Source organism: Micromonospora sp. NPDC047467, from assembly GCF_040643095.1.
Classification (GTDB): domain Bacteria; phylum Actinomycetota; class Actinomycetes; order Mycobacteriales; family Micromonosporaceae; genus Micromonospora.
Window position 1 is genome coordinate 549,255 of the sequence record NZ_JBEYTO010000001.1, and the last position, 24,286, is coordinate 573,540.

A 24,286-nucleotide genomic window follows, 5' to 3' on the forward strand; every position below is an offset into this window, starting at 1 on the left:
GATCCCCGGTGCCCGGCAGTGGCTGTCCCCGCCGCTGTCGGGCACCGGCGTGTGCGGGGCCGTCCCGTCGCCGGCACGTCCTATAGTGCCGCGATGGACGAGGTCGTGGATCGGTACCTGCGCCGCTCGGACGCGTTCGCCCGGACCGCCGCGACGGTGCCGGGCACCGGCTGGGACGGCCCGACACCCTGCGGCGACTGGACGGTGGGCGATCTGGTGACCCACGTGGCCGAGATGAACACCATCCACCTCGGACGCGCCGGGGCGCCGCCGCCGGCCGTGCCGCGCGTGACGGAGGATCCGCTCGGCGGGTGGGGCGCCATCCAGCAGCAGGTCCGCGCCGCGCTCACCGACCCCGAGGTCGCCGGCGCGCGGATCGGCGGACGGTTGGGCGACTGGACGTACGCCGAGGTCGTCGACCGGGCGATCGGCATGGAGCTGGTGGTGCACCACTGGGACCTGGCTCGCGCCCTCGGATGGCGGGCGCGCATCGACCCGGCCGACATCGACCACCTCTGGCACACCATCGAGCTGGTCGGTGAGGACGAGGTCCGGTTCGGCTTCGGCCCAGCGGTGCCACCGCCGCCCGCCGCCGACGAGCAGGCCCGGCTCCTGGCCCACCTGGGCCGGCACGACGACGGCCGCTGACCCGGGTCACCGGCCGGCCGTGGACGCCGCCACGCGCCCACTCAGGGCTGCGAGGTACGACCCCGCCCGCCACCACCGCGATCTTGCACTTCCGGCCCCTGATTCGTCCCGTTTCGGGGCTTTGGTCCAGGCAGAAAGTGCAAGATCGCGGTGGTGTTGAGGGGGCGCTCAGGGCCGGGGCGTGAAGGTCACCGGCAGCCGCTCCAGGCGGTGCAGCACGAAGCTGGCCTTCCACGTCAGGTCGTCCGCCGGCACGGCGAGCGCGAGGCCCTCCAGCCGCCGCAGCACCGTCTCGAACGCCACCTCGCCCTCCAGCTTGGCCAGCGGCGCCCCGAGACAGAAGTGGATGCCGTGGCTGAAGCTGAGGATCTGCCCCTTGTTCTCCCGACGCACGTCGAGCCGGCCCGGGTCGGCGAAGACCGACGGGTCGTGGTTGGCCACCGCCGCGGCGATGACCACGTGCTCGCCGGGGTGGATCTCGAAGCCGCCGATCTCAAGCCGCTCCCGGGCGAAGTGGTACGTCACGCAGGAGACCGGGCTGTCATAGCGCAGCAGCTCGTCGACGGCGTTCGGCATCAGCGCCGGCGTGGCCCGCAGCAGCTCGGCCGCCTCGGGGTGCCGCAGCAGCGCGAGCAGTCCGTTGGCCACCAGGTTGACAGTCGTCTCGAAGCCCGCGCTGAGCAGCAGCAGCGCGTTGGAGCGCAGTTCCAGGTCGCTGAGCCGGTCACCCTGCTCCTGCGCGGCGATCATGGCCGAGATCAGGTCGTCGCGGGGATCCGCGCGACGCAGCTCGACCAGATCGCTGAGGTACCGGTCGAACCAGGTGCCGGCCGCGATGATCGAGTCGAAGCTGGCCGAGGCGTTGATGCCGGTCAGGGTCTCCGCATGGTGTTCGAACTCGGCGCGGTCGTCGTACGGCACGCCGAGCATCTCGCTGATCACCGCGATCGGCAGCGGCAGCGCGAGGTCCCGGACGAGGTCCGCCTCCCCCCGCGCGACCACCTCGTCGATCAGCCGGTCGGTGATCTCCTGGATCCGTGGCTTCATCTGCTCCACCCGGCGCCGGGTGAACGCCTTGGACACCAGCCGCCGCAGCCGGGCGTGGTCCGGCGGGTCCGCGAAGAGCATGTGCCGGGAGAGCGGATAGTCGTCACTGGCCAGCGGGTGGTACTTGTGCAGCTCCGGATCGGCGGCCTCGATGCTGCGCACCAGCCTGGGGTCGGACAACGCCTCCCGAGCCTCGCGGTTTCCGGTGACCAGGACGGAGGGCATCCCGTCCGGCAGGGTCACCCGGTGCACGGGACGCCGCTCGCCCAACTCGGTGAGCAGCGCCAACGGGTTGGCGAACACCTCTGCGCTCAGCGCGACTGCGCCGTCTGGGTTGTGCATCGGACTCCTCGGGGACTGCGGCGGGATGGGCAGGGCGCCGGAGGGTCCTCCGGCGCCCGGGCGGCGCGGTTCACCAGACGACGGGCAGGCAGGCCAGGCGCTCGACGTCCCCGCTCTGGAAGGTGGGGATCTGCGCGGCCGGCACCGCGAGTCGCAGGTTGGGCAGCCGCCGTACCAGCGCGCGGAAGGCGATGTCCAGCTCCAACCGGGCCAGGTTGTGCCCCAGGCAGTGGTGGATGCCGAAACTGAAGGCGAGGTGGTTCGACGGCGGCCGGGTGACGTCCAGGGTTCCGGGGTGGCTGGTGACGCTCGGGTCGAGGTTCGCCCCGGCGAAGCTGACCAGGATGCCGTCCCCGGCCCGGATGACGTGGCCGCCGATCTCGATGTCCTCGGTGGCCACCCGGGCGAGCTGCTCCACCAGCGAGATGTGGCGCAGCATCTCCTCGACCGCTCCGGGCACCAGGTCGGGATCGGCCACCAGGCGCTGGTACTGGCCCGGGTTCTCCAGCAGGGCGAGGGTACCCAGCCCGATGATGCTCGACGTGGTGATGGTGCCGGCGACCAGGATCGCCATCGCGAAGGAGACCAGCTCCTTGGGGGTCAGGGTGCCCTTGGAGACCTGACTGGCGATCAGGTCGTCGATCAGGCCGGTGGCCGGTTGCGACCGCCGCGTCTCGACCAGGCCGGTCAGGTACGTGGTCAGCCACTCCATCGCCTCGTCGGCACGCTCCGGCTCGAACAGGTCGCGGGTCAGCGGCTCGAAGATGGCGCGGTCGGCGTACGGCACTCCGAGGTAGGCGCAGACCACCCGGGTCGGCACCGGGGTGGAGAAGGTGGACACCAGGTCGCCCGGAGGTCCCTCGTCGAGCAGGGCGTCCAGGCACTCCTCGACGATGCGTTCGATCTCCGGGCGCAGCACCGCCACCCGCCGTACGGTGAAGCGCGGCACGAGCATCTGCCGCTGCCGGGTGTGCTCCGGCGGGTCCACCCCGAACAGGGCGCCGGCGAAGCCGCCCTCCTCCTCCTTGGCCATCTCCCGGGTGGCCCGCATCCGGGTGTGGCGCTCGTCCATCACCGGATAGTTGGGGAAGTCCGAGCGGTTGGAGACCCGGCGGTCGGCGAGCAGGGCGCGGGCCTCCGCCGGCCCGGTGATGAACCAGGCGACCTTGCCGTCGTAGAGCCGCACCTTCGAGACCGGTCCGGGCTCACGAAGGCGGGCGGTCTCCGGCGACGGGTGGTACGGGCACTCCCGGGGGATCGGGTAGCTGGGCAGTTCCGACGAGCCCGGCTCCGATGTGGTCTTCGTAGGCACGGCCATGGCCACCTCTCGAACGGAAAGTGGAACCGTCGTCCTGTGGACGGCACGGTCTGCTGCTGACAGGACACCGTCAACCGTCTCTTTCCGTGGCTGGCCTGCGCATCCTCCCGATTGCGATGGGCGCTGCGGCGGCCCGGTCCGGTCGGATGCCACGCGCCCACAGATCCGCATTTCCGGAGAACTGGCGGGGGATCCACGTTGCTAGATTGCCGGCAACGCAAATGGCAGTCGTGTCTGCCGTGTACATAGATCTGGCGCCCGGAGAGGACGGCCGCGAAAATGACAGCGATAGACGAGGCGTCGACACAGGCTAAGGAGTCCGTTCCGACGAGACTTCCGTCCCTGACCGCACTGCGCATCATCGCCGCGAGTCTGGTGTTCATCGGGCACGGGCTGATCTTCCCGTTGTTCCGCAACGAAGACGTCAACGAGGTGTACGGCATCATCGCCCACAACACCGGGTCGGTCGGCGTCGCCTTCTTCTTCGTACTCAGCGGATTTGTCCTCACCTGGTCGGCCCGGTCGAGCGACTCCACCGGGGCGTTCTACCGCCGACGCTTCTTCAAGATTTTTCCGAATCACGTGGTGGTCTATCTCGGCGTTCTGGCATTGATGCTGATCGCCGGACTGCCGGTCATGCTCGGGCCAACCCTGGCCAGCCTCCCGCTCATCCAGGGCTTCCTGCCGGATCCGAACTACCACCTGTTCGCGGTCAACGGCGTCACCTGGTCGCTCTCGGTCGAGCTGCTCTTCTACGCGCTCTTCCCGCTGCTGCTGCCGCTGGTGAACCGGATCCGGCCGCAGCGGCTCTGGCTCACCGCCGGGCTGTTCACCGCCGGAGCCATGCTGCTGCCGGTGATCGCCCGCGCGGCGCTGCCGGACGGGCCGCTGAGCCCGATGTCGACCACGCTGAGCTGGACGGAGCAGTGGTTCGTCTACTTCTTCCCGCCGGCGCGACTGTTCGAGTTCCTGGTCGGCATGGTGATGGCCCGGATCCTGATCTCGGGTCGCTGGATCGGCCTGCGCACCGTGCTGCCGACGCTGCTCCTGGTCGTGGTCTACGTGGCGACCATCCCGCTGAGCCTCATGGACGGCTACCAGTCGGTGCTGCTCGTGCCCATGGCACTGCTGATCACCGCCGCCGCGGCGGGTGACGTGGCGGGGCGCCGCTCGCTGTTGAACAACGGGCCGATGGTCTGGCTCGGCGAGATCTCCTACGCGTTCTTCCTGGTCCACGTGCACGTCCTGTTCCTGCTGCACGCGGCGGTCAACGGCCAGCTCGGCGTGCGGGCGGCGTACCAGCCGTACCAGTTCGACACGGTCACCGGCATCGCCTTCCTGATCGGCGTCTACCTGGTCTGCATCCTCGTCTCCTGGGTGCTCTACACCCTCGTGGAACGGCCCGCGATGCGGCTCTTCGCGTACCCCAGGCGTGACGCGCGGGCTCCGTCCGTGCCCCGCTGACCCCGCCGCCGGCCCCGGCCGGCCGGTGGAGGATCCCCGGTGGGTGGCAGCGTCGCCACCCCGCCGGGGATCCGGCCGTCGACGGCGCCCCCCGCCCGGATCGGGCGGGGGGCGCCGTGTCGTGCTGGTCAGTCCGCGGGAGCCGGCGCGGGCGCGACAGTCACCGGAACACCGCTGAACACCGCGTTACCGGAGAGCACGTCCACGACCCTCTCGTCGGTCAGGGCGTTCGCGTTGACGCCCGGGTCGCGGGCTGCGAGCCGCTGGCCGGTACGGCGATGCCCCCAGCCGTGCGGCAGGCTCACCACGCCGGCCATGACCGTGTCGTTCGGCTCCACCGGCACGACGACCTCGCCGGTGGCGGACCGGACGACGGCGTGCCCGCCGAGGCCGAGCCGGGTGACATCGGCCGGGTTGACGTGCAGCGTGCACCGGTTGCTGCCGCCGGTCAGCGAGTCGGTGTTGTGCAGCCAGCTGTTGTTCGAGCGCAGCTGACGCCGGCCGACGAGGAGGAACTCCGGCTGCGGCCCGGCGAAGCGGGTCCGCAGTCGCTCCACGTCCGCCGCCAACGGCGGCGGGGCCAGCTCGACCCGCCCCGACGCGGTGCGCAGCAACTCCGGCAGGCGCGGCTCCAACGGCCCCAGGTCGATGCCGTGCGGATTGGCTCGCAGCTTCTCCAGCGACAGGTCGTACGGGCCGAGCCGCAGCATCGCGTCGAGCATCAGCTCCGGACCGCTGTCGCCGGTCAGCTCGGCGCGCAGCTGCGCCACGTCCGCGCCGGCCAGCGGCGAGCCCGGCGCGGACGTACCGCCGCGCAGCACCGCGTCGAGGATCGCCTCGTCGGCCAGCGCCGGGTCGGCGTCGGCACCCTGACCGGTGATGATCAGCAGCAGCCGGGCCATGATCTCGGCCTCCGACGGCTGGCCCGGTGCCAGCGGCAGGATCTGCGGCGAGAACCGGGTGTAGTTGCGTACCGTCACGATCAACAGCAGGAAGTCGTAGTGCGGCATCTGCAGGATCCGGGGCGGTGGCAGGATGACGTCCGCGTGCCGGGTGGTCTCGTTGAGGTACGGGTCGATCGCGACCATGAAGTCCAGGTCGGGCAGCGACTGGTCCAGTCGTGGCCCGTTCGGCGCCGAGAGCACCAGGTTGCCGGCGATGCAGACGAACGCGCGGATCTGACCCTCGCCCGGGGTGTCGATCTCGTCGGCGAGGGTCGCCACCGGGATCTCCCCGAGCACCTCCGGCAGCTTGCGGACCCGGCTGTGCCACCGTCCCGTCGTGAACGGCTGCCCGGTGCGGAAGATCTCCAGCGCGGCCGTCCGGGTGAACATCACCCCGCCGGGGCGATCGAAGTTGCCGGTGAGGATGTTCACCACGTCGACCAGCCACTGGGCCAGGGTGCCGAACTCCACCGTGGACGTACCCACCCTGGTGTAGACCGCGGCGGTGGGCGCGGCGGCCAGGTCGCGGGCGATCCGCCGGATGTCGGCGGCGGCGACCCCGCAGACCGGCGCCACCGCCTCCGGGCTGAACTCGTCGGCCAGGGCGCGCATCTCGTCGAGCCCTTCCACCTCCACGTCGACGCGGGTCAGCCCCTCGGTGAAGAGGGTGTGGACGATCCCGAGGAGCAGGAACGCGTCGGTGCCGGGACGGACCGGCAGGTGCTCGTCGGCGAACGCCGCGGTTCGGGTCCGTCGCGGGTCGACCACGACGATCCGGCCGCCCCGGGCCCGCAGCGCCCGCAGCCGGCTGGCGAAGTCCGGCGCGGCGCAGAGCGACCCGTGTGACTCCAACGGGTTCGCCCCGATGATCAGCAGGTGGTCGGTCCGGTCCACGTCGGGCACCGCGATGGCGAACGGGTCGCCGAACATGTAGCCGGTCGAGACGTGCTTCGGGATCTGGTCGATCGTGCTGGCGGAGAAGACGTTGCGGCTGCCGAGGGCCTGGGTCATCGGCTCGCGGTACATGAAGCCCGCCATGGTGTGGTACGTCGGGTTGCCGAAGTACACGGCGAGCGCCTCGCGGCCGTGCTTCGCGATCACCCCGCTGAGGCCCTCGTCGACCCGGCGGAAGGCCTCTTCCCAGCTCACCTCCCGCCACTGGTCCCCATCGCGGACCATCGGCGTGCGCAGCCGGTCCGGGTCCTCGTCGAGTCGGCCGAGGCTGGCCCCCTTCGGGCAGACGTACCCGCCGCTGAACGGGTCGTCGGGGTCACCCCGGACGGAGGTGACGTGGTCCTGGTCGTCGAGGGTGAGCCGCAGGCCGCAGACGGCGTCGCAGATCGGGCAGGTCCGGTGAACGGTTCGCATGGTGCTCCTGGGGGTCGGGCCCAGCGCCGACGTTGGCACGCGGGACGGGACCTGACCCCTCCCGCCGGCCGGCCGGGGGACCTCGGAGGGTCCCCCGGCCGGGTGCCGACGCGGGCGCGGCGGGCTGCGGTGACGGTGGGTGTCGGGCCGGACGGCGATGGCCCGGCCGGAGGTTCAGCGGCGGGCCGCCTGGAAGCCGAGGTGCGCGTAGTGGTCGGCGATGGCGTGGAAGGACTCCTTGGGCTCGATCCGGTAGGTCGACGCCGAGTCGGCGAAGTCGTTCCGGATCGTCTTGACGATCGCCATGCTGGCGGTGTCCAGGTCGAGGCGGGGATCGTCGGCGTGCGGGTGGGTCGGGTGGATGAACTCCGAGATCCAGACACCGTTGACCCCGGCCTGCTCGAACAGCTCGAACATCCGCAGGTGGTACGCCGCCTGACGACCCTCGTCACGGATCACGCCGTCGAACACGAGCGGCGTGGCGCCGGACCGGTCCACCACGTCCCAGAAGAAGAAGGCCTTCTCCTCCGCGCCCTGGTAGGTGGCGGTGCCGAATTCGGCGACCTGGATGGGCAGCCCCCAACGTCGGTAGCCGTCGAGCACCGCCCGGTGCTGCTCCGGCGTGTGGTGGGTGGGCAGGTACTGCCACATCAGCCCGATCCGGTCGAACAGCGACCAGTCGACCTGCTCGAAGGGCGCGGCCGAATAGCTGACCGGCCCGGCGAACGACTGCTGGGCCACCTTGCTGGCCCGGGCCAGGAACTCGTTGAGCCGCGGCGATGCCTCCGCGAAGTCGATCTGACCGGTCGGGTGCAGCAGGTGATGGTCGGCGTCCGCGTACGCGTTGGCCATTCGCTGGTGGTACTGCTCGCCGTCGGTGATGCCGGGGGTGAACAGCAGGTGCACCGCGCCGACGGTCAGGTCGATCCGGGCGTCCTGCTGACGCAGCGACTCGGCCAGCCGGGCGGCCTCGGCGAGGTGGTCCAGCACCTCGTTCTGCGGCCGGTCCACCAGCCGGGGCTGCAACCGTACGTGCAGGTCCCGCTCGACGGCGGCCTCCGCGGTCTCCCGCAGCCGCTCCAGGTCGGTGCCGTAGATCGTGATGGAGTTGCAGTTGAGCTGATCGCTGATCAGGCTCAACTCCTCCAGCATCTGGCGTCTGCTCCACGCCATCCGGGACAGGTCGCCCTGACCGGTGGCGAAGTTCGTGCCGGTGTCGTAGGCGACGCCGCGATACTCCAGGGCCTCGCCGGTCGCGTCACCGGCATGGTCGGTGCGGGGCTGTGCCATGCTGCTCCTTCGCCTCGTAGCCGTCGGGGCTGGTCACCACTGCACGGGCAACTCGTACAGCCGCTGCAGGGTGCCGTCGTTGTTGTTGCTGGGCAGGTTGTCGAGCGGGACCGCCGCGCGCAGGTTGGGCATCCGCTCGACGAGCGTCTTGAAGGCGATCTCCAGCTCCAACCGGGCGAGGTTGTCGCCGGGGCAGCGGTGGATGCCGTGGCTGAACGAGAAGCTGGGCTTGGCGGACCGGCGGATGTCGAACGTGTCCGGCTCCTGGACGTGCGCCGGGTCGAAGTTGACCCCGGCGCAGCTGATCAGGATCCCCTCGCCGCTGCGGATCACGTTGCCGTCGCCCAGGTCGATGTCCTCCACCGCGACCCGGGCAAAGGCCTCGACGAGGGAGACGTAGCGCAGGATCTCCTCGACGGCGGCGGGCACGATCTCCGGGTCGGCCCGCAGCGCCTCCCACTGCTCGGGGTTGTCCAGCAGCGCCATCGTGCCCAGTGAGATCACGTTGGTGGTGGTGTCGGTGCCGGCCACCAACATCGCCATGGCGATGTGCACCAACTCCGAGCGGGTCAGCTCACCGGTGTGCAGGTGGTTGGCGATCAGGTCGTCGAGCAGACCGACGGCCCCGGCGCCCGGGTCGTTCTCCTTCTTCTGGATCAGCCGGTCGAGGTACTCGCCCAGTTCGGTGGTGGCCTCATCGGCCAACTCCGGCACGAAGAGCTTGTGCGCGGGTGTCTCGAAGTCCTCGTGCTCGTCGTACGGCACGCCGAGCACGGTGCTCATCACCATCGAGGGCACCGGCTGGGCGAACATGCTCACCAGGTCCGCCGGAGCGCCGTGGCGCATCATGTCGTCCAGCTTCTCGTCGACGATGCGCTGGATGTCCTCGCGCAGCAGCGCGGTACGCCGCAGCGTGAAACTCGGCATGATCATCGAGCGTTGCTTGGTGTGCTCCGGCGGGTCCACCCCGAACAGCACGTCCGCGTAGCCGCTGTCGACGACCTTCTCGAACTCCTCGTTCAGCAGCGGATAGTTGCCGTGGTACGGGCGGATCGACACCCGCCGGTAGTCGGAGAGCACCGCCCTGGCCTGCGCCGCTCCGGTGACCAACCAGGCAATACGTCCGTTGTAGAGCTTGACCTTGGTCATCGGGCTGTCCGCTCGCAGGCCGACGTGTCGGGCTGACGGCCGGTACGGGCATTCCCGGGGGATCGGGAAGGCCGGCGTGTCGACGGCTTCGGTCATCGCCATGGGTCACCCCTCACTGCCCACGGGTCGCCGCACGCGTGTTGGCACACATGTCGCCCGCAGGATCCGATGTCGTCCGGCGCTCATCGTCCAACCGTGCGCGAACGGGCAGCAACTTCCCGATTGCCCACCGTGAACAGGGCGGGCCGCCGGCCGGACGAACCGGTGCGGGCCTGCGCACTACAGGAGAAGCCGGGCCGGCCCGGTGTCGGCATCCTGATCACCAGGCCGGCGACTGCCGTGCCGGTGCCGGCACGGCGTCCACGCCTGCCCGAGCGGGTGCGCCGTGCCCGGGACGCCGAGGACCGACAGCCACCCCGCGTGCCCAAGGAGGACCCCGTGCGTGTCTTGATAACCGTCTATCCCGCCGTGGCGCATCTGTACCCCGTGGTGCCGTACGCCTGGGCGTTGCAGAGCGCCGGGCACGAGGTCCGGGTCGCGTCCCACGCCGGCTTCGCCGACACCATCGCCAGCACCGGCCTGGTCCCGGTCGCGCTGGGCGACGCCGGGTCGCCCGAGCCACGGCTGCGCGACGACGCCCGCCAGCCCCCGACGCCGGAGGACGTCAACGCGTACGCGCGGGCCCTGGGCCTGAGCCCGGAGGAGCGCGAGCACTGGATCGCCTTCTACCAGTGGAACCTCAACCCGGCCTCGGACTACGTCCGCGCCGACCTGCCCGACGCGCCGGACCTGGTCGAGTTCGCTCGCGCCTGGCGTCCGGACCTGGTGCTGTGGGATCTGGTCTTCCCGGCGGGCGCGGTGGCGGCGCGGGCCGCCGGCGCGGCACACGGCCGGCTGCTCGGCAGCAACCTGGACTACTTCGCGTTCAGCCAGGAGCGGCTGGCCACGCACCGGGACGCCGTGCGCCGCGCCGGGCTCGCCACCGACCCGCTGGGCGACCTGGTCCGCCCGCTCGCCGAGCGGTACGGGATGACCGTCGACGACGAACTCCTTCTCGGACAGTTCACCGTCGACCCGCTGCCCAAGGGGCTCAGCCTCTCCACCGCCACGACGAAGGTGGCGGTTCGCAAGGTCCCCTACACCGGCGCGTCGGTCTTCCCGCGCTGGCTGTACGCCCGGCCGCAGGGGCGGCCCCGGGTCGCGTTGTCGCTCGGCGAGTCCACCCGCCGCTACGTCGCCGGCGACTGGGGTCGTACGCCCAAGTTGCTGGCCGCCCTGGCCGAACTCGACGTCGAGGTGGTCGCCACGCTCAGCCCGCTGCAACTGGAGGCCGTGGGCACGTTGCCGGACAACGTGCGGGCGATCGAGTGGGTGCCGCTGACCCAGTTGCTGCCCACCTGCGACGTTCTCGTGCACCACGGTGGCATGGGGACGCTCAGCTCCGCCGTCGCCGCGGGCATCCCGCAACTGGTCTGCGACACCGACGACTCGCTGTTGTTCCGCCCCGCGTCGGCCGCCCCGGCCGAGGTCGACAGCGGCACCTACCGGGTCGGCCGGGAGTTCGGAACCGAGACCGGGCAGGCGGCCGAGGAGGCGGCCGGTTGGCTGCACCCGGAGAAGAACCTGCTGGCCACGCCCTGCGCCAGCTACGTCACCGACCAGGGCGCCGGGGTCCGGCTCGACCACCAGAAGCAGTCGGTCGAGGAGATTCGTGCGGAGATCCACCGGGTGCTCTCCGAGCCGGCCTTCCGGGAGGCCGCGACCAGGCTGCGCGACACCTGGCAGGCGATTCCCAGCCCCGCCGAGATCGTTCCGGCGCTGGTGGCGTTGGCCGAGCGTCGGCCCTGACCGGCCGTCGCCGCGATGCGGCAATCGCGAGGATGTAGCGCCGGTCGGGGCGGGGCGAGCATGCAGGGACGGCGCGGGCGGACGATCGTCCGCCCGCGCTGCCGGTCTGACGCCGTGGCGTCCGGACGGAACCGATTCCGAGTCGTGCACAGGACGGGTGGTGGTTGGTGATGAGAGCGGCGGTTGTGCCGGGAGTCGACGTTGCCTGGGAGTTGCGTGAGGTGGCGAACCCCGAGCCGGGTCCCGGTGAGGTTCTCGTTCGCGTACGGGCCTGCGGGGTGTGCGTCAACGACGTACTGGCCACCCGGGGGATGCTGCCCTTCCCGGCGATCGAGCCGGCCGTCACCGGGCACGAGCCGGTCGGCGAGGTGGTCGACGTGGGTGCGGGGGTGACGAGCCGGCGTCCCGGTGACCGGGTCGGTGTGACCTGGGTACGGTCCGGCTGCGGCCGGTGTGACTACTGCCTGCGGGGCCTGCCGGTGACCGGGCAGACCGCACTGAACTGCCCCGCGCCGACGACCACCGGGTTCACCGCACCCGGCGGGCACGCCGAGTACCTGGTGGCTGCCGCCGAGTCGACCGTGCTCCTGCCCGACGGGCTCGCCTGGGAGTTGGCCGCGCCGGTGATGTGCGCCGGTTACACCGCCTGGTCGGCGCTGCGCGCGGCGGAGCCCCGCCCGCACGACCGGGTGGCCGTGATCGGCATCGGCGGCCTCGGCCACCTGGCCCTGCAGTACGCGAAGGCGTGCGGGCACGAGACGATCGCGGTCACCGGCTCGGCGGACAAGCACGAGGCGGCCCGCCGGCTCGGCGCCGACCTGGTGGTCGCCGACGGGGACCAGTTGCGCGCCGCGGGCGGTGCCGACGTGGTCCTCCTCACCGCCCCGTCGCACCGGGCGGCCGCCGCCTGCCTCGCCGGGCTGCGGGTGCAGGGACGGATGGTGCTGGCCGGCATCGACGGCGTCGAGCCGTTCACCATCCCGCCGGCCATGGCCTACCCGTTCTTCGCGCAGGGGCAGCGGATCACCGGCGCCACCCATGGTGGACCCCACCTGCTGCGGGAGGCACTGGACCTGGTCGCGGCGGGCAAGGTCACCCCGTGGGTGGAGACGTTCGAGGCGCACCGGGTGGCCGAGGCCGTCGACCGCGTCGCCAAGGGTGAGGTGCGGTTCCGCGCCGTCGTCGAGTACTGACCGCCGCAGGATCGCAGGGGAGAGCCGCCGGGCAAATCGGTGGACGACACGCCGAACCGGGCTTTCTGCCGATGATTTTCCCGCCTGCCGAGCGTCGTACAGGTAGTGCCCCGGTGCCGCCAGGACTGGCGTCCGCCGGGGCCACCTGACGTCGAGTGGCAGGAGAGCGGTTATGTCAACGGTCAAGCCTGGACGGACAGCTGATCCGTCGGTGCGTGGTGCGGGGCTCACGGCGGAGGAGCAAGCCGTGGCCGACCGGTTCGCCCGGCTCGGCGCGCAGTTCGCCGACCGGGTCGCCGCGGTCGGAGCGGACGCGTGGTCGGGGCCGACGCCCTGCACCGAGTGGACCGTGCGTGACCTCGTCGCGCACGTCGTCGAGATGAGCGAGATCCACCTCAGCATGGTCGACCTGCCGGTGCCGGAGGGCCCCGGCGTGGACGTCGACCCGTACAAGGCGTTCGTGCGGGTGCGGGACCAGATCGAAACCAGCCTGAACGACCCCGAGCAGGCCCGCGCGGAGTTCGACGGGCGGTTCGGCCTGCGCACCTTCTCCCAGGCGATCGACAGCGCGGTCTCCACCGAGCTGGTCGTGCACGGCTGGGACCTGGCCCGCGCCACAGGCCAGGACGAGCGGATCGACCAGGCTGACATCGACAAGGCGTGGGAGTCGCTGCGGATGGTCGGCGAGGAGGTGGTGCGCAGCCGCATGGTCAGCGGACCCGCCCTCGAGCCCCCGCCCGGTGCGGATGAGCAGACCAAGCTGTTGGCGTACCTGGGGCGCCGCGCCTGACGGGCCGCACCGCCGGCCGGGACGGTCCGGCCGGCGGTGCCTCCACCGTTCCTCGACGGATCCTCGACCGGTGCCGCTGACCATGGGCGTACCGATCGTGGAGCGGAGAGGGTGCGAACATGACGTCGCTGAAGGATCTGGTGCTCGAACAGACCCGCAAATACCACCGCGAACAGGAGTCGACAGACTTCGTGCCCGGGGTGACCCCGATCCTGTCGTCGGGGGCGGTGCTCGACGAGGACGACCGCGCCGCCTTCGTGGAGGCCGCACTGGACATGCGGATCGCCGCCGGGATCAGCGCGCGGCGCTTCGAGAGCGCGTTCGCCGCCTACTACAAGCTGCGCAAGGCGCACCTGGTCAACTCGGGCTCGTCGGCGAACCTGCTCGCGCTGACCGCGCTGACCTCCCCGAAGCTCGGTGAGGCACGGCTGGGGCCCGGCGACGAGGTGATCACGGTGGCCGCCGGCTTCCCGACCACGGTCAACCCGATCCTGCAGAACGGCCTGGTGCCGGTCTTCGTCGACGTGGAGCTGGGCACCTACAACACCACCGCCGAGCGGGTCGCCGAGGCGATCTCGCCGCGCACCCGGGCGATCATGATCGCGCACACCCTGGGCAACCCGTTCCCCGTCGCGGAGATCGCCGACCTGGCCACCGAGCACGATCTGTACCTCGTCGAGGACAACTGCGACGCGGTCGGTTCGACGTACCGTGGCCGACTGACCGGCACCTTCGGCGACCTCACCACGGTGAGCTTCTACCCGGCGCACCACATCACCGCCGGCGAGGGGGGCTGCGTGTTGACCGGCAGCCTGGAGTTGGCCCGCATCGTCGAGTCGCTGCGGGACTGGGGCCGGGACTGCTGGTGCGAGCCCGGCACCGACAACACCTGCCTCAAGCGGTTCGACTACCAGTTGGGCACCCTGCCCGCCGGCTACGACCACAAGTACGTCTACTCGCACGTCGGCTACAACCTGAAGGCCACCGACCCGCAGGCCGCGCTCGTGCTCAGTCAGTTGCGCCGGCTCCCGGAGTTCGTCGAGGCCCGGCGGCGCAACTTCCGCCACCTGTACGAGGGGCTGGCGGACCTGCCCGGCCTCCTGCTGCCGGAGGCGACCCCGGGCAGCGACCCGAGCTGGTTCGGCTTCCCGATCAGCGTGCGGCCCGAGGCCCCGTTCACCCGCCAGGAGTTGGTGGCGTGCCTGGAGGACCGGAAGATCGGCACCCGCCGGCTCTTCGCCGGCAACCTGACCCGGCACCCGGCGTACCAGGACGTGCCGTGCCGCATCGTGGGGGACCTGGCCAACTCGGACTTCGTCACCGAGCACACCTTCTGGATCGGCGTGTACCCCGGCATCACGCTGGAGATGGCCGACTTCGTCATCGACACCGTCCGCACCTTCGTGACCGGGCGGCACTGACGCTCAGCCCTGCTCCCACAGGGCCTCGATCGACTCCCGGACCCCGATGCGCGGGGTCCACCCCAGCAGGCGTTGGGCCTTGCGGATGTCGGCTCGCGTCCACGGGCCCCCGTTGCTGGGCACCGGGGCTTCGATCAGGGACACCGCCTCCGGTCGGATGCCGGAGGTCGTCAGCAGGATCCGGACCAGGTCCCGAACGTCCTCGGCGACGCCCCGCCCGATGTTGATCGCCTGCCCGGTGACCGGGGCGCGGCCCGCCAGCACCACCGCCTCGGCCAGGTCGCGGGCGTCGACGAAGTCCCGGCGGGCCGCGGCGAGGCGTACCGTCAGCCCTTCCGGGCCGGCCCGTCGCAGCCGGTCGCGCAGCGCCCCCAGGAAGCTCGCGGGCGTGGTGTACGGGCCGTACACGTTTACCGCCCGCAGCACCACGGCGTCCACCGTGCCGGCCTGCGCCGCCCGGAGCACGATCCCGCTCCCGGCCCGTTTCACCCGACCGTAGGCGGTGTCCGGCCGGAGCTCGGCCGTCTCGCTGACGCTGGTGCCCTCGGCGACCACGCCGTACTCGTGAACCGAGCCGATGTGCACCAGCCGAGGCCGGGTCTCCATCGCGCCGAGGGCGGCGACGAGCCGACGGACGAGCTGGACGTGGCTCCGCTTCAGCTCCTCGGCGCGCGCCCACCCGCCAGCGGCGTTGACCACTGTGTCCACGCCCTCGTCGGCGAGGATCCGGGCCAGGTCGGCGGGCGCGGTCGCGGCGATGTCGAGGGGGAGCAGAGCGGCGCCGACGTCGGGCAGCGGTGTCCGGGCGACGGCGAGGACCCGGTCGCCGCGCCGGGCGTACGCCGCGCAGACGGCACGCCCGACGCAGCCGGTCGCGCCCAGCACGGCGACCCGCGTCGGGCCGTCGGTGGTCGTCGCGTCGATCATCCCCACACCTCCGTACGGCCCTGCGTCAGGTGGCGGGACGGCAGCCGCCCCGCCGCCGCCGTGCCGGGCCGTGCGGGGCGGCGGCGGGGCTCGGGTACGTCGGCGGGGCCGACAGGTGGTGGCAGCGTAGGTCGTGCCGCTCGACGGCCGGTTGAACCTTGATCGAGGGCCGTCGAACGCGATGCGGAGGGCGGCGGGCACGGTAGAGGATGCGGACGCGACGTGCCGCCGATGACCATAAACATCCGCTCACGTCGACACGAGCAGGGGCGCGCGTGAAAGCTACGGATCAACCTATCGAGATGGCCGTGCTGGGACCAATGTCCGTACGCGTGCGGGGAGTCGACTGGACGCCGACGGCGCCGAAGGTACGCAACGTCCTCGCCGTGCTGATCGCGCACGCCGACCAGCTGGTGCCCGCGTCCTCGCTGAGTACCGAGCTGTGGGGGGACGACCCGCCAGCCAGCGCGTCGACGACCGTGCAGACGTACATCCTCAGCTTGCGCAAGCACCTCGCGGCCGCGACCGGCTGGCCCGTGGCGGCGGTCAGCACCGATCTCCTGGAGACCCGCACCGGCGGGTACCTGCTGCGTAGCCGTCTGACCGGCCTGGACCTGCGTCGATACGAGCTGCTGGCCCTGCGGGGGCGGCAGGCGCTGGCCGACGGTGACGACGACCGGGCCGTGCGGCACCTGTCGGAGGCGCTGCGGCTGTGGCAGGGACGGGCGTTGGTGGACGTGTCCGTGGGCCGACTGCTGGAGGCGCGCCGCCGGCAGCTGGAGGAGTCCCGGCTGGTCACCCTGGAGTACCTGGTCGACGCCGAGCTGCGGCTGGGCATGCACCGCGAGGTGCTGACCGAGCTGGCCGCTCTGATCGTGGAGAACCCGCTGCACGAGGGGCTGCACGCGCAGTACATGTGGGCGCTGCACCTCAGTGGTCGGCGGGCGCAGGCGCTTGAGGTCTTCCACCGGGTGCGGGGCAACCTCGTCACCGAGTTGGGCCTCGAACCCGGTGCTCCGGTCCAGCGCCTGCACCAGGCGATCCTCAACGCCGACAACGACGTGGACGCCTGGTCGTCGCAGCGCAGGCCCTTCGTGGGGCCGCGTCCGTCCCCGGCCGGACGGCCGTGACAAACGGGTGATCGCCCCGCTCCGCAAGGCGGAAGAAGCATCCGTGTACGGGGGGCGACGACACTACCGGGGAGATCGACAGTTGCACGTGGCGCTCGGCGCCAGCGACGGGGTCGCCAGTCTCCGTCCCATCGTTTTCGTCAATTCAAGGGGAGGAGAGGGGCATGCGCGTAGCCGTATCCGGCCGACGTGGCCGGGCCCGATCAACCAGGGCGGCCCAGGCCGGGGTCGTCGCACTCGTGGTGGCTGCCGGGGTGGGGCTCAGCGGCCCGGCCCACGCCGGTGGCGGCTCGGACCGGGTCCTCGGTCTCTGGGAGGTGCAGAGCATCGACGGCTCCGGTAACAACCGGGCGAACCCCACCTGGGGCATGATCGACACCATCTACCCCCGGGTCGGGCCGGCCTGGTACGCCGACGGAATCAGCGAGATCGTCGACCTGCCGCCCGAGCGGTACGTCAGCAACCGGATCTTCAACGACACCGACGTGAACATCTACTCGCCGAACCAGGTGAGCCAGTGGGGCTTCGTGTGGGGCCAGTTCGTCGACCACTCCGTCGCCCAGCGGCTCGGCCGGCGCCTGGTCAGCCCTCCCGGCGAGACCCGCAACATCGTGTTCGACAACGCCGACCCGATGGAGTCGTTCCGCAACGACATCGGCATCGTCCCGTTCGACCGGTCCCGCCCGGCCGAAAACACCGGCGTCACCACACCCCGGGACCAGATCAACACGGTCAGCTCCCAGCTCGACGCCGCCGCCGTCTACGGCAACAGCCACGACCGGCTGGACTGGATGCGCGAGGGCGTCGTCGACGGCAATCCGCGCAACAACAAGGCCAAGCTGCTGATGGCCGACGGTTATCTGCCCCGACGGGACGCCCGGGGGGACGCGTCCACGGCGCCGAACATGGTCGCCGGTGGGCAACTGTTCAACACCCCGGAGAAGGCGGCGGTCGCCGGTGACCAGCGAGCCAACGAGAACCCGGGGCTGCTGGCCATCCAGACGCTCTTCGCCCGGGAACACAACCGGATCGTCGCGCAGCTGCCGAAGTGGCTCTCCGAGCAGGACAGGTTCGAGATCGCCCGGGCGGTGGTCATCGCCGAGCAGCAGCACATCACCTACACCCAGTTCCTGCCGTCGCTCGGCGTCGAGCTGCCCCGCTACACCGGCTACAAGCCCGGGGTGGACCTCTCGGTGAGCAACGAGTTCGCGACCGTCGGATACCGCGCGCACAGCCAGATCCGCGGTGACTTCCGGCTTGAGGCCGAGGTCGGCCGGTACAGCCAGCAGACCCTCGACCGTTTGCGGGAGCTGGACGTCGAGGTGACCGTCCAGGGCAACACCGTCCGGCTGATGATTCCGTTCGGCGAGGACGCCTTCTTCAACCCCGACCTGCTGGAACTGATCCAACTCGGACCGATGCTGCACGGCGTCGGGCTGCGTCCGCAGACCCGCAACGACGAGCTGATCAGCAACATGCTGCGCAGCTTCCCGTTCTTCATCCCCGTGCCGGGCAACCCCAGTTGCTCGGACGACCCCGCCCTGCCGGCCTGCCTGCCGGGCCGCAACGACCTGGGCTCGATCGACATCGCGCGCAGCCGCGACCACGGCATGCCGAGCTACAACGACATGCGGAGGGCCTACGGGCTGCCGGTCAAGCGGTCGTTCACCGCGATCACCGGGGAGCGGTCGGAGTCGTTCCCGGCCGACCCGGAGCTCACCCCCGGCGCGGAGATCGACGACCTGGACAGCCTGGACTTCACCGCCCTCTACAACGTCGCTGGGAAGAAGACCACGGTGGCGGCCGACGACGCCGTACGCGCCGAGCGTCGTACGCCGCTCGCGGCCCGGCTCAAGGCCGTCTACGGCAGCGTCGACCGGCTCGACGCGTTCGTGGGCATGTCGGCCGAGCCGAACCTGCCCGGCAAGGAGTTCGGTGAGCTGCAACTGGCGATCTGGCGCAAGCAGTTCACCGCGATGCGCGACGGGGACCGGTTCTACTACGGCAACGACCCGCTGCTGCCGCTGATCCGGGCCGCGTTCAAGATTGACTACCGGAAGTCGCTCGGCGACATCATCGCCCTGAACACCGACGTTCCCCGATCAAAACTGTCGGCCGACGTGTTCCGTACGCCGCAGGGCCAGCACCGGTCCGTCCGTGCTCCCGGCGGCGAGAAGCTGCTGCCCGGCAGCGGGACGCGTGGTCTCGGCATCGGGAAGGCCGGCTCCGCGAAATCGTCGCCGGCCGTGCTGCTCCCGCCGGGCCTGGCGCCGAGCGGCTCGGGGGCGCGGGCACCCCGGCGCGGGTCGCGCCGTGACAACCGTCCATAGCCGCTGACCGATCACGATCGGGCCGGGTGCGTCGCGCACCCGGCCCGATCCGCGGGCTCACCCGACGGGTCAGGTCGAGTCGGTGACGTTGTCCCGCGCCGACGCTTCGCGCGTCGGAGTGCCGCCGGAGGGCGTGCGGTCCGTCTGGTGCTGGGCCGTCAGGAGGGCGAGCAGGCGCAGGTTGTCGTGCGAGAGGCTTCCGGGGTCGGTGGTGTAGACGAACAGCGTCTGCTCCTCGTCGCCGGGCAGCGCCAGCGCCTCGTACCGGATGGTGATGGGGCCTACGGCGGGGTGGCGCATGTGCTTGGTGCCGTGCGTGCGCTCGTGCACGCGGTGGCCGTTCCACCAGGTGCGGAATTCCGGGCTCTTGATGGTCAGCTCGCCGACCAGTTCGTTGAGCTGGGGGTCGTCGGGGAACCGCCCGGCGTAGAGACGCAGGGTGCCGACCACCTCGGCCGCCACCGTCGGCCAGTTGAGAAAGGCGTCCCGGGCGGCCGGGTCGAGGAAGACCCACCGGGTGTAGTTGCGGTGCCGGGGCGGCAGGCGTGTCCAGTCGGTGAGCAGGGCGCGTGCCAGCACGTTCGAGGCGAGGACGTCCGTGCGGCGGCCGACGACGAAGGCCGGGTGGTCGACCATCGAGGCGATCATCTGTTGCAGTGCCGGCCGGACCCGCTGGGGCGGGGCCTGCTCGACGCGGCGCCGGGCCGGCCGAGCCAGGTCGGTGAGGTGGGCGCGGGCAGCCGCGTCGAGCCCGAAGACCCGCCCCAGCGCGTCCAGGACCGCTTCCGACGGGCTGGTGTGCCGGCCCTGCTCCAACCGGGTGTAGTAGTCGACACTCACGCCGGCGAGCTGAGCCACCTCCTCCCGGCGCAGGCCGCGCACCCGTCGTCCGGGTTGACGGATATAGCCAGGAATGCCGGCCTCTGGTGTCGTGTCCGTCCGGCACTTCCGCAAGAAGTCACCCAGATCTCCGCGCCCTGCCATGCCGCCAATAGTGGCCGCGCCGGCGGCGCGGTGCCAGACGTTGACTGGGCATGGCATACCCCGGTAGCGCTGGGCCGGGCTGACGGTGTCCGGGGCAGGTGTGCGGCAGCAGCATGAAATGGCGTCCCCCGCCCCGGGAGGACGCGTCGAAGTGAGCCGTCAAGGAGCATCCACATGCCGTATCCCACCACCGCACCCGCAACCTGGTTCGTCACCGGCGCCTCCCGCGGGCTCGGTCTCGAGCTGGTCAAGCAGCTGCTGCACGGCGGTGACAACGTCGTGGCGACCACCCGCTCGACCGAGCGGCTGACCGCGGCGCTCAGCCCCGTCGACACGTCCCGGCTGCTGGCCCTGCCGGTCGACCTGGCCGACGAGGAGAGCGTCGCCGCGGCGGTGGCAGCCGCCAACGACCGCTTCGGTGCCATCGACGTCGTCGTCAACAACGCCGGCTACGGTCTGCTGGCCGCGGTCGAGGAGGTCACCGACGCCGCGGCCCGGGACCTGTTCGACGTGCAGCTCTTCGGGGCGTGGAACGTGCTGCGTGCCGTCCTGCCCGGTATGCGCTCCCGCCGCAGCGGCCACATCATCAACGTCTCGTCCATCCTGGGGCTGACCACCTTCCCCGGCTGGGGCGCGTACTGTGCCGTCAAGTTCGCCCTGGAAGGCCTCACCGGCTCGCTGGCCGGCGAGGTCGCCGAGTTCGGGATCCGCGTCAACCTGGTCGAGCCGGGCTACCTGCGCACCGATTTCCTGCGCACCCACAGCCTGCGCCTGCCCGCACAGGCCGCCGAGGGCTACGACAGCATCCGCGAGATGACCGCCAACCACCTCGCCATGCCCGGCACGCAGCTCGGTGACCCCGTGAAGGCCGCCGCCGCGATCATCACCATCGCCCGAGCCGGCACCGCGCCCCTGCACCAGGTCCTCGGCTCCGACTCGTACGCGCTGGCCACCGCCCAGGTCCAGAACCTCGTCACCGACCTCGAAGCCGGCCACGCCCTCGCCACCACCACCGACATCACCGAGGAGTCGAGGTGACGACGCCGCGTCGGTGAGTTCGCCGGAGCAGGCCGCCGGGGTGTGCGCGGCGAGCGCGCCCCGGCGGTCGGCCGGTGGTGTCAGGCGTCGGGTGGACGAGGGTGCCGGCGTGAGACCGCCACCAGCAGAGCCGTCACCGCACCCCGGTTGTGCAGCGCCCGCAGCGGCAGAGCGGCCAGCCACAGCACGTCGCCGCACCCGACGGTCTGTCGCGTGCCGCTGACCGCCTCCAGCTCGACCTGGCCCTGCTCGATCACGACGATCGCGTCCCGCCAGTCGGCCTCGTCGTAGTCGAGCGCACCGCCCGGCGGCAGGGCCACCACCCGCATCCCCATGTCCGGCCCGAGTCGGGAGCGCAGGAAGGAGAACGGTCCTTCGCCATCGTCCATCAGCAGGCGGCACGCAGGCCGTACGCGCCGCGTGCGCAGGGGAGTGGGGATCGGGTCGCCTGAACCACTGTCACGTACCACTCCCCGGTCGTCTGTCGGCCTCGTGCCGTGCTTGCAGATATGACGGCCGGGGGCCGGAAAAGTCATCGCCTCCGTCGCGGGGTCGCCAGCGGAGCGCCGTTTTTGGGCTGTGGGCCCAAACCTGGTCGTCGAAAGTGCGCAACCGCGAAGAAGAGTGACGGCATGGTGACGCCTAGTGTGTGTGCTGAGATATCCAGCCCCCTGGATGGAGTTGACACATGAGCGTGGCCAAGGAAAGCACCTCGCGTCGCGGGCTGATGGGTGCGATCAACGGACCGCACCATCGCACGGTCCTCTGGTTGTACATGGCCATCGTGCTCGCCCACTGGGCCGAGCATCTGGTGCAGGCCTTCCAGATCTGGGGGCTCGGATGGGCCCGCCCGCAGGCGCGTGGCGTCCTGGGCATGCCGTTCCCGTGGCTGGTCAGCTCGGAATGGCTGCACTACGCGTACGCGATCGTCATGCTGATCGGCTTGTTCGCCCTGCGTCCCGGATTCGTCGGCCGGGCGAAAACCTGGTGGACGATCGCTCTGGTGATCCAGTTCTGGCATCACATCGAGCACCTGCTGCTGCTGTTGCAGGTCCAGATGGGCTTCCTGCTGCCCGGCGCGGCCGCCCCAACCAGCCTGGCGCAGCTCATCGTGCCCCGCGTCGAGCTGCACCTGTTCTACAACTCGGTCGTCTTCATCCCGATGCTGGTCGCGATGTACCTGCACCTGCGTCCGAACGACGATGAGCTGCGGCAGACGCAGTGCACCTGCGCCCCCACGGACCAGCGCCAGCTGACGTCCGTCGGCTGAGCGGGCCGTCTTGTCCGCCGCACGCCGTCGCACCCTGGCGGTCGCCACCGCCCTGGCCTCCGTCGGGGTCGCCGCCGTCGTCGGGGTCGCCGTCCGACAGTCCGGCAGCGAACCGGCTCGCGTGCTGGCGGTGACCCCGGCCGGCGACTCCGTGCTGGCGACCACGCCGGACGAGATCACCCTGCGGCTCTCGACCAGCGCCGACCCGGTGCTGTCGCACGTCACCGTCCGCGACAGCACCGGGGCCACGGTCAACGACGGGAAGGTCAGCACCGCCGGGGAGACCGGGTTACGCCAGCCGGTTCGCGTCACCCTGGCCGGTGACTACAGCGTCGCCTACCACATCACCTTCACCAACGGGCAGGACGACAGCGGCGCGCTGCGATTCAGTGTCGGCACCGGCACGGTGCCCCGCGACACCGGCGAGATCCTCGACGCCATCCCGGACAACGAGGGGCATGCCCACGGCATCGACCCGTTCGGCGCCACCCTGCTGGTCGCCGACGGCCTCGTGCTCATCGTCGTGCTCGTCCTGTTGCTGCGTCCCGCGCGCCGACGTCGCACCGTCGCGTCGGAGCCAGCGGAGCACGGATATGCGTCGGAGCCAGCGGAACGCGGGTAGGCGCCGCTGACCGAGACCGGACGTTGTGCGACGCGTGACCCGCTCACCGCGGGCGGATGAGACACATTCCGCCCGTGGTGGGCTGGTCCATCGTGGCCAACGCGTCGGGCACGTCGTCGAGGCCGATGGTGCGGGTGATCAGGTCGGCCGGGCGCAGCACACCGGCGGTGACCAGCCCCAGAAGCTCCGGGTAGGCGTGCGCGGCCATACCGTGGCTGCCGCGCAGCTCCAACTCGTACGCGATCACGAACTCCATCGGCAGCGCCGGACGACCCTGGGCGGGGGGAAGCAGCCCGACCTGGATGTGGCGTCCCCTGCGCCGCAGGCTCTCGATCGAGGCGGTGCAGGTGGCGTGACTGCCCAGGGCGTCGAGGGACAGGTGCGCTCCGCCACCGGTCACGTCCCGAACGGCGGCGGCCACCGCGCCGGGGCCGGTGAGAGCGCCGCCGTCGAGGCAGACCGTGGCCCCGAAGCTCCGGGCCAGGTCGAGTGCGCCCGGTGCGATGTCGACCGCCACCACCCGCGCACCGCAGGCCGCGGCGATCATCACCGCGGACAGTCCCACACCGCCGCAGCCGTGCACCGCCACCCACTCACCCGCGGCCACCCGCCCCTGCTGCACCACCGCGCGGAACGCCGTGGCGAACCGGCAGCCGAGCGCCGCGGCGGCCGGGTAGCCCAGCTCGTCGGGGAGCCGGACAAGGTTGACGTCGGCGTCGTGCAGCGCCACGTACCCGGCGAACGACCCCCAGTGGGTGAAGCCGGGCTGCGTCTGCCGCTCGCAGACCTGCTGGTCGCCGGCGAGGCAGGCCGGGCACCGCCCACACGCGCACACGAAGGGCGCGGTGACCCGGTCGCCGGGCCGCCAGCCGCGTACGTCGGCGCCGACCGCCGTGACGACACCGGCGAACTCGTGACCGGGTACGTGGGGTGGGCGGATGTCGGGATCGTGTCCCTGCCATCCGTGCCAGTCGCTGCGGCACAGGCCGGTCGCCTCGACCTGGATGACGGCGCCTCCGGGCGGCGGCACCGGGTCCGGGACGTCGCGGACCTCGGGGCGGGCTCCGAACTCGTCGAAGATCACGGCACGCATGGCCCGTATCCTCACACGTTCGCTGGGCTGCCGGTTCAGCTGCCCGCCGGGGCCGGCCAGGTGTGGCCGA

General features: G+C 71.4%; 20 protein-coding genes. 11 read left to right on the plus strand and 9 right to left on the minus strand.

Features of this window, described 5'->3' with window-relative positions; translation table 11 throughout:
* Positions 1 to 93 precede the first annotated feature (93 nt).
* On the plus strand, positions 94 to 648 hold the full coding sequence (locus ABZ780_RS02230) for a TIGR03086 family metal-binding protein (protein ID WP_357483249.1): 555 nt from the start codon (positions 94 to 96) through the stop codon (positions 646 to 648).
* A gap of 168 nt (positions 649 to 816) precedes the next feature.
* Here the strand turns inward: ABZ780_RS02230 and ABZ780_RS02235 are convergent, their stop codons facing one another.
* Both ABZ780_RS02235 and ABZ780_RS02240 read right to left on the minus strand, forming a co-directional pair.
* Positions 817 to 2,037, minus strand: coding sequence for a cytochrome P450 (locus ABZ780_RS02235; RefSeq protein ID WP_356999452.1), 1,221 nt, complete (start codon positions 2,035 to 2,037; stop codon positions 817 to 819).
* Positions 2,038 to 2,107: 70 nt separating this feature from the next.
* Positions 2,108 to 3,349 (minus strand): cytochrome P450, encoded by a 1,242-nt coding sequence (locus ABZ780_RS02240; protein ID WP_356999455.1) that lies wholly within the window; start codon positions 3,347 to 3,349, stop codon positions 2,108 to 2,110.
* A 285-nt stretch (positions 3,350 to 3,634) separates the two neighbouring features.
* Between ABZ780_RS02240 and ABZ780_RS02245 the strand changes: the two genes are divergently transcribed.
* Positions 3,635 to 4,819, plus strand: coding sequence for an acyltransferase (locus ABZ780_RS02245; protein WP_357483252.1), 1,185 nt, complete (start codon positions 3,635 to 3,637; stop codon positions 4,817 to 4,819).
* A 128-nt stretch (positions 4,820 to 4,947) separates the two neighbouring features.
* Here the strand turns inward: ABZ780_RS02245 and ABZ780_RS02250 are convergent, their stop codons facing one another.
* From ABZ780_RS02250 to ABZ780_RS02260, 3 genes are all read right to left on the minus strand, one after another.
* Positions 4,948 to 7,131 (minus strand): molybdopterin-dependent oxidoreductase, encoded by a 2,184-nt coding sequence (locus ABZ780_RS02250; protein ID WP_357483255.1) that lies wholly within the window; start codon positions 7,129 to 7,131, stop codon positions 4,948 to 4,950.
* Positions 7,132 to 7,305: 174 nt separating this feature from the next.
* On the minus strand, positions 7,306 to 8,421 hold the full coding sequence (locus tag ABZ780_RS02255; RefSeq protein WP_356999463.1) for an abortive infection protein: 1,116 nt from the start codon (positions 8,419 to 8,421) through the stop codon (positions 7,306 to 7,308).
* Between the two features lie 33 nt (positions 8,422 to 8,454).
* Complete coding sequence (locus tag ABZ780_RS02260; RefSeq protein WP_357002694.1) at positions 8,455 to 9,666, minus strand: cytochrome P450; 1,212 nt, start codon at positions 9,664 to 9,666, stop codon at positions 8,455 to 8,457.
* 342 nt (positions 9,667 to 10,008) lie between these two features.
* Between ABZ780_RS02260 and ABZ780_RS02265 the strand changes: the two genes are divergently transcribed.
* The 4 genes from ABZ780_RS02265 (at position 10,009) to rfbH (ending at position 14,822) form a co-directional block, all read left to right on the plus strand.
* A complete protein-coding gene (locus tag ABZ780_RS02265; protein WP_357483258.1) occupies positions 10,009 to 11,418 on the plus strand; it encodes a nucleotide disphospho-sugar-binding domain-containing protein in 1,410 nt (469 codons plus the stop codon).
* A gap of 170 nt (positions 11,419 to 11,588) precedes the next feature.
* Positions 11,589 to 12,611, plus strand: a complete 1,023-nt coding sequence (locus tag ABZ780_RS02270) for an alcohol dehydrogenase catalytic domain-containing protein (protein ID WP_356999468.1) — start codon at positions 11,589 to 11,591, stop codon at positions 12,609 to 12,611.
* Positions 12,612 to 12,858: 247 nt separating this feature from the next.
* Positions 12,859 to 13,401, plus strand: coding sequence for a TIGR03086 family metal-binding protein (locus ABZ780_RS02275; protein ID WP_356999475.1), 543 nt, complete (start codon positions 12,859 to 12,861; stop codon positions 13,399 to 13,401).
* Between the two features lie 119 nt (positions 13,402 to 13,520).
* The gene (gene rfbH / locus ABZ780_RS02280) at positions 13,521 to 14,822 is read left to right on the plus strand and encodes a lipopolysaccharide biosynthesis protein RfbH (protein ID WP_356999478.1); all 1,302 of its coding nucleotides are present in this window, start codon (positions 13,521 to 13,523) and stop codon (positions 14,820 to 14,822) included.
* A gap of 3 nt (positions 14,823 to 14,825) precedes the next feature.
* On the opposite strand, the gene ABZ780_RS02285 is transcribed toward rfbH, so the two are convergent.
* Positions 14,826 to 15,749 carry an NAD-dependent epimerase/dehydratase gene (locus ABZ780_RS02285; RefSeq protein ID WP_356999481.1) on the minus strand — a complete coding sequence of 308 codons (924 nt, stop codon included), beginning with the start codon at positions 15,747 to 15,749 and terminating at the stop codon, positions 14,826 to 14,828.
* Between the two features lie 302 nt (positions 15,750 to 16,051).
* On the opposite strand from ABZ780_RS02285, the gene ABZ780_RS02290 reads away from it, so the two are divergent.
* Both ABZ780_RS02290 and ABZ780_RS02295 read left to right on the plus strand, forming a co-directional pair.
* Positions 16,052 to 16,879 (plus strand): AfsR/SARP family transcriptional regulator, encoded by an 828-nt coding sequence (locus ABZ780_RS02290; RefSeq protein ID WP_356999484.1) that lies wholly within the window; start codon positions 16,052 to 16,054, stop codon positions 16,877 to 16,879.
* A gap of 164 nt (positions 16,880 to 17,043) precedes the next feature.
* Positions 17,044 to 19,209: a peroxidase family protein gene (locus ABZ780_RS02295; RefSeq protein ID WP_357483261.1), complete on the plus strand. Its 2,166-nt coding sequence runs from the start codon at positions 17,044 to 17,046 to the stop codon at positions 19,207 to 19,209.
* Positions 19,210 to 19,278: 69 nt separating this feature from the next.
* Here ABZ780_RS02295 and ABZ780_RS02300 read toward each other — a convergent pair whose 3' ends face one another.
* Positions 19,279 to 20,250, minus strand: a complete 972-nt coding sequence (locus ABZ780_RS02300; RefSeq protein ID WP_357483263.1) for a helix-turn-helix transcriptional regulator — start codon at positions 20,248 to 20,250, stop codon at positions 19,279 to 19,281.
* A gap of 117 nt (positions 20,251 to 20,367) precedes the next feature.
* Here ABZ780_RS02300 and ABZ780_RS02305 point away from each other — a divergent pair, with 117 nt between their 5' ends.
* Positions 20,368 to 21,231, plus strand: a complete 864-nt coding sequence (locus ABZ780_RS02305) for an SDR family NAD(P)-dependent oxidoreductase (RefSeq protein ID WP_357483266.1) — start codon at positions 20,368 to 20,370, stop codon at positions 21,229 to 21,231.
* A gap of 80 nt (positions 21,232 to 21,311) precedes the next feature.
* Here the strand turns inward: ABZ780_RS02305 and ABZ780_RS02310 are convergent, their stop codons facing one another.
* Positions 21,312 to 21,620, minus strand: a complete 309-nt coding sequence (locus tag ABZ780_RS02310; RefSeq protein WP_357483269.1) for a hypothetical protein — start codon at positions 21,618 to 21,620, stop codon at positions 21,312 to 21,314.
* Between the two features lie 299 nt (positions 21,621 to 21,919).
* Between ABZ780_RS02310 and ABZ780_RS02315 the strand changes: the two genes are divergently transcribed.
* Together ABZ780_RS02315 and ABZ780_RS02320 are read left to right on the plus strand one after the other, a co-directional pair.
* On the plus strand, positions 21,920 to 22,501 hold the full coding sequence (locus ABZ780_RS02315) for a hypothetical protein (RefSeq protein WP_357483272.1): 582 nt from the start codon (positions 21,920 to 21,922) through the stop codon (positions 22,499 to 22,501).
* A gap of 10 nt (positions 22,502 to 22,511) precedes the next feature.
* Positions 22,512 to 23,123 carry a copper resistance CopC family protein gene (locus tag ABZ780_RS02320; protein WP_357483274.1) on the plus strand — a complete coding sequence of 204 codons (612 nt, stop codon included), beginning with the start codon at positions 22,512 to 22,514 and terminating at the stop codon, positions 23,121 to 23,123.
* Between the two features lie 43 nt (positions 23,124 to 23,166).
* Here ABZ780_RS02320 and ABZ780_RS02325 read toward each other — a convergent pair whose 3' ends face one another.
* On the minus strand, positions 23,167 to 24,216 hold the full coding sequence (locus ABZ780_RS02325) for a zinc-dependent alcohol dehydrogenase family protein (protein WP_356999500.1): 1,050 nt from the start codon (positions 24,214 to 24,216) through the stop codon (positions 23,167 to 23,169).
* Between the last annotated feature and the right edge of the window lie 70 nt (positions 24,217 to 24,286).

Bases quoted from the DNA above. Each gene is read 5' to 3' on its own strand.
- ABZ780_RS02270 (WP_356999468.1), top strand. From the start codon at position 11,589: ATGAGAGCGGCGGTTGTGCCGGGAGTCGACGTTGCCTGGGAGTTGCGT.
- ABZ780_RS02315 (WP_357483272.1), top strand. From the start codon at position 21,920: ATGAGCGTGGCCAAGGAAAGCACCTCGCGTCGCGGGCTGATGGGTGCG.
- ABZ780_RS02290 (WP_356999484.1), top strand. From the start codon at position 16,052: ATGGCCGTGCTGGGACCAATGTCCGTACGCGTGCGGGGAGTCGACTGG.
- ABZ780_RS02325 (WP_356999500.1), bottom strand. From the start codon at position 24,216: ATGCGTGCCGTGATCTTCGACGAGTTCGGAGCCCGCCCCGAGGTCCGC.
- ABZ780_RS02285 (WP_356999481.1), bottom strand. From the start codon at position 15,749: ATGATCGACGCGACGACCACCGACGGCCCGACGCGGGTCGCCGTGCTG.
- ABZ780_RS02255 (WP_356999463.1), bottom strand. From the start codon at position 8,421: ATGGCACAGCCCCGCACCGACCATGCCGGTGACGCGACCGGCGAGGCC.
- ABZ780_RS02250 (WP_357483255.1), bottom strand. From the start codon at position 7,131: ATGCGAACCGTTCACCGGACCTGCCCGATCTGCGACGCCGTCTGCGGC.
- ABZ780_RS02300 (WP_357483263.1), bottom strand. From the start codon at position 20,250: ATGCCATGCCCAGTCAACGTCTGGCACCGCGCCGCCGGCGCGGCCACT.
- ABZ780_RS02230 (WP_357483249.1), top strand. From the start codon at position 94: ATGGACGAGGTCGTGGATCGGTACCTGCGCCGCTCGGACGCGTTCGCC.
- ABZ780_RS02260 (WP_357002694.1), bottom strand. From the start codon at position 9,666: ATGACCGAAGCCGTCGACACGCCGGCCTTCCCGATCCCCCGGGAATGC.
- rfbH (WP_356999478.1), top strand. From the start codon at position 13,521: ATGACGTCGCTGAAGGATCTGGTGCTCGAACAGACCCGCAAATACCAC.
- ABZ780_RS02295 (WP_357483261.1), top strand. From the start codon at position 17,044: ATGCGCGTAGCCGTATCCGGCCGACGTGGCCGGGCCCGATCAACCAGG.
- ABZ780_RS02235 (WP_356999452.1), bottom strand. From the start codon at position 2,037: ATGCACAACCCAGACGGCGCAGTCGCGCTGAGCGCAGAGGTGTTCGCC.
- ABZ780_RS02310 (WP_357483269.1), bottom strand. From the start codon at position 21,620: ATGGACGATGGCGAAGGACCGTTCTCCTTCCTGCGCTCCCGACTCGGG.
- ABZ780_RS02305 (WP_357483266.1), top strand. From the start codon at position 20,368: ATGCCGTATCCCACCACCGCACCCGCAACCTGGTTCGTCACCGGCGCC.
- ABZ780_RS02245 (WP_357483252.1), top strand. From the start codon at position 3,635: ATGACAGCGATAGACGAGGCGTCGACACAGGCTAAGGAGTCCGTTCCG.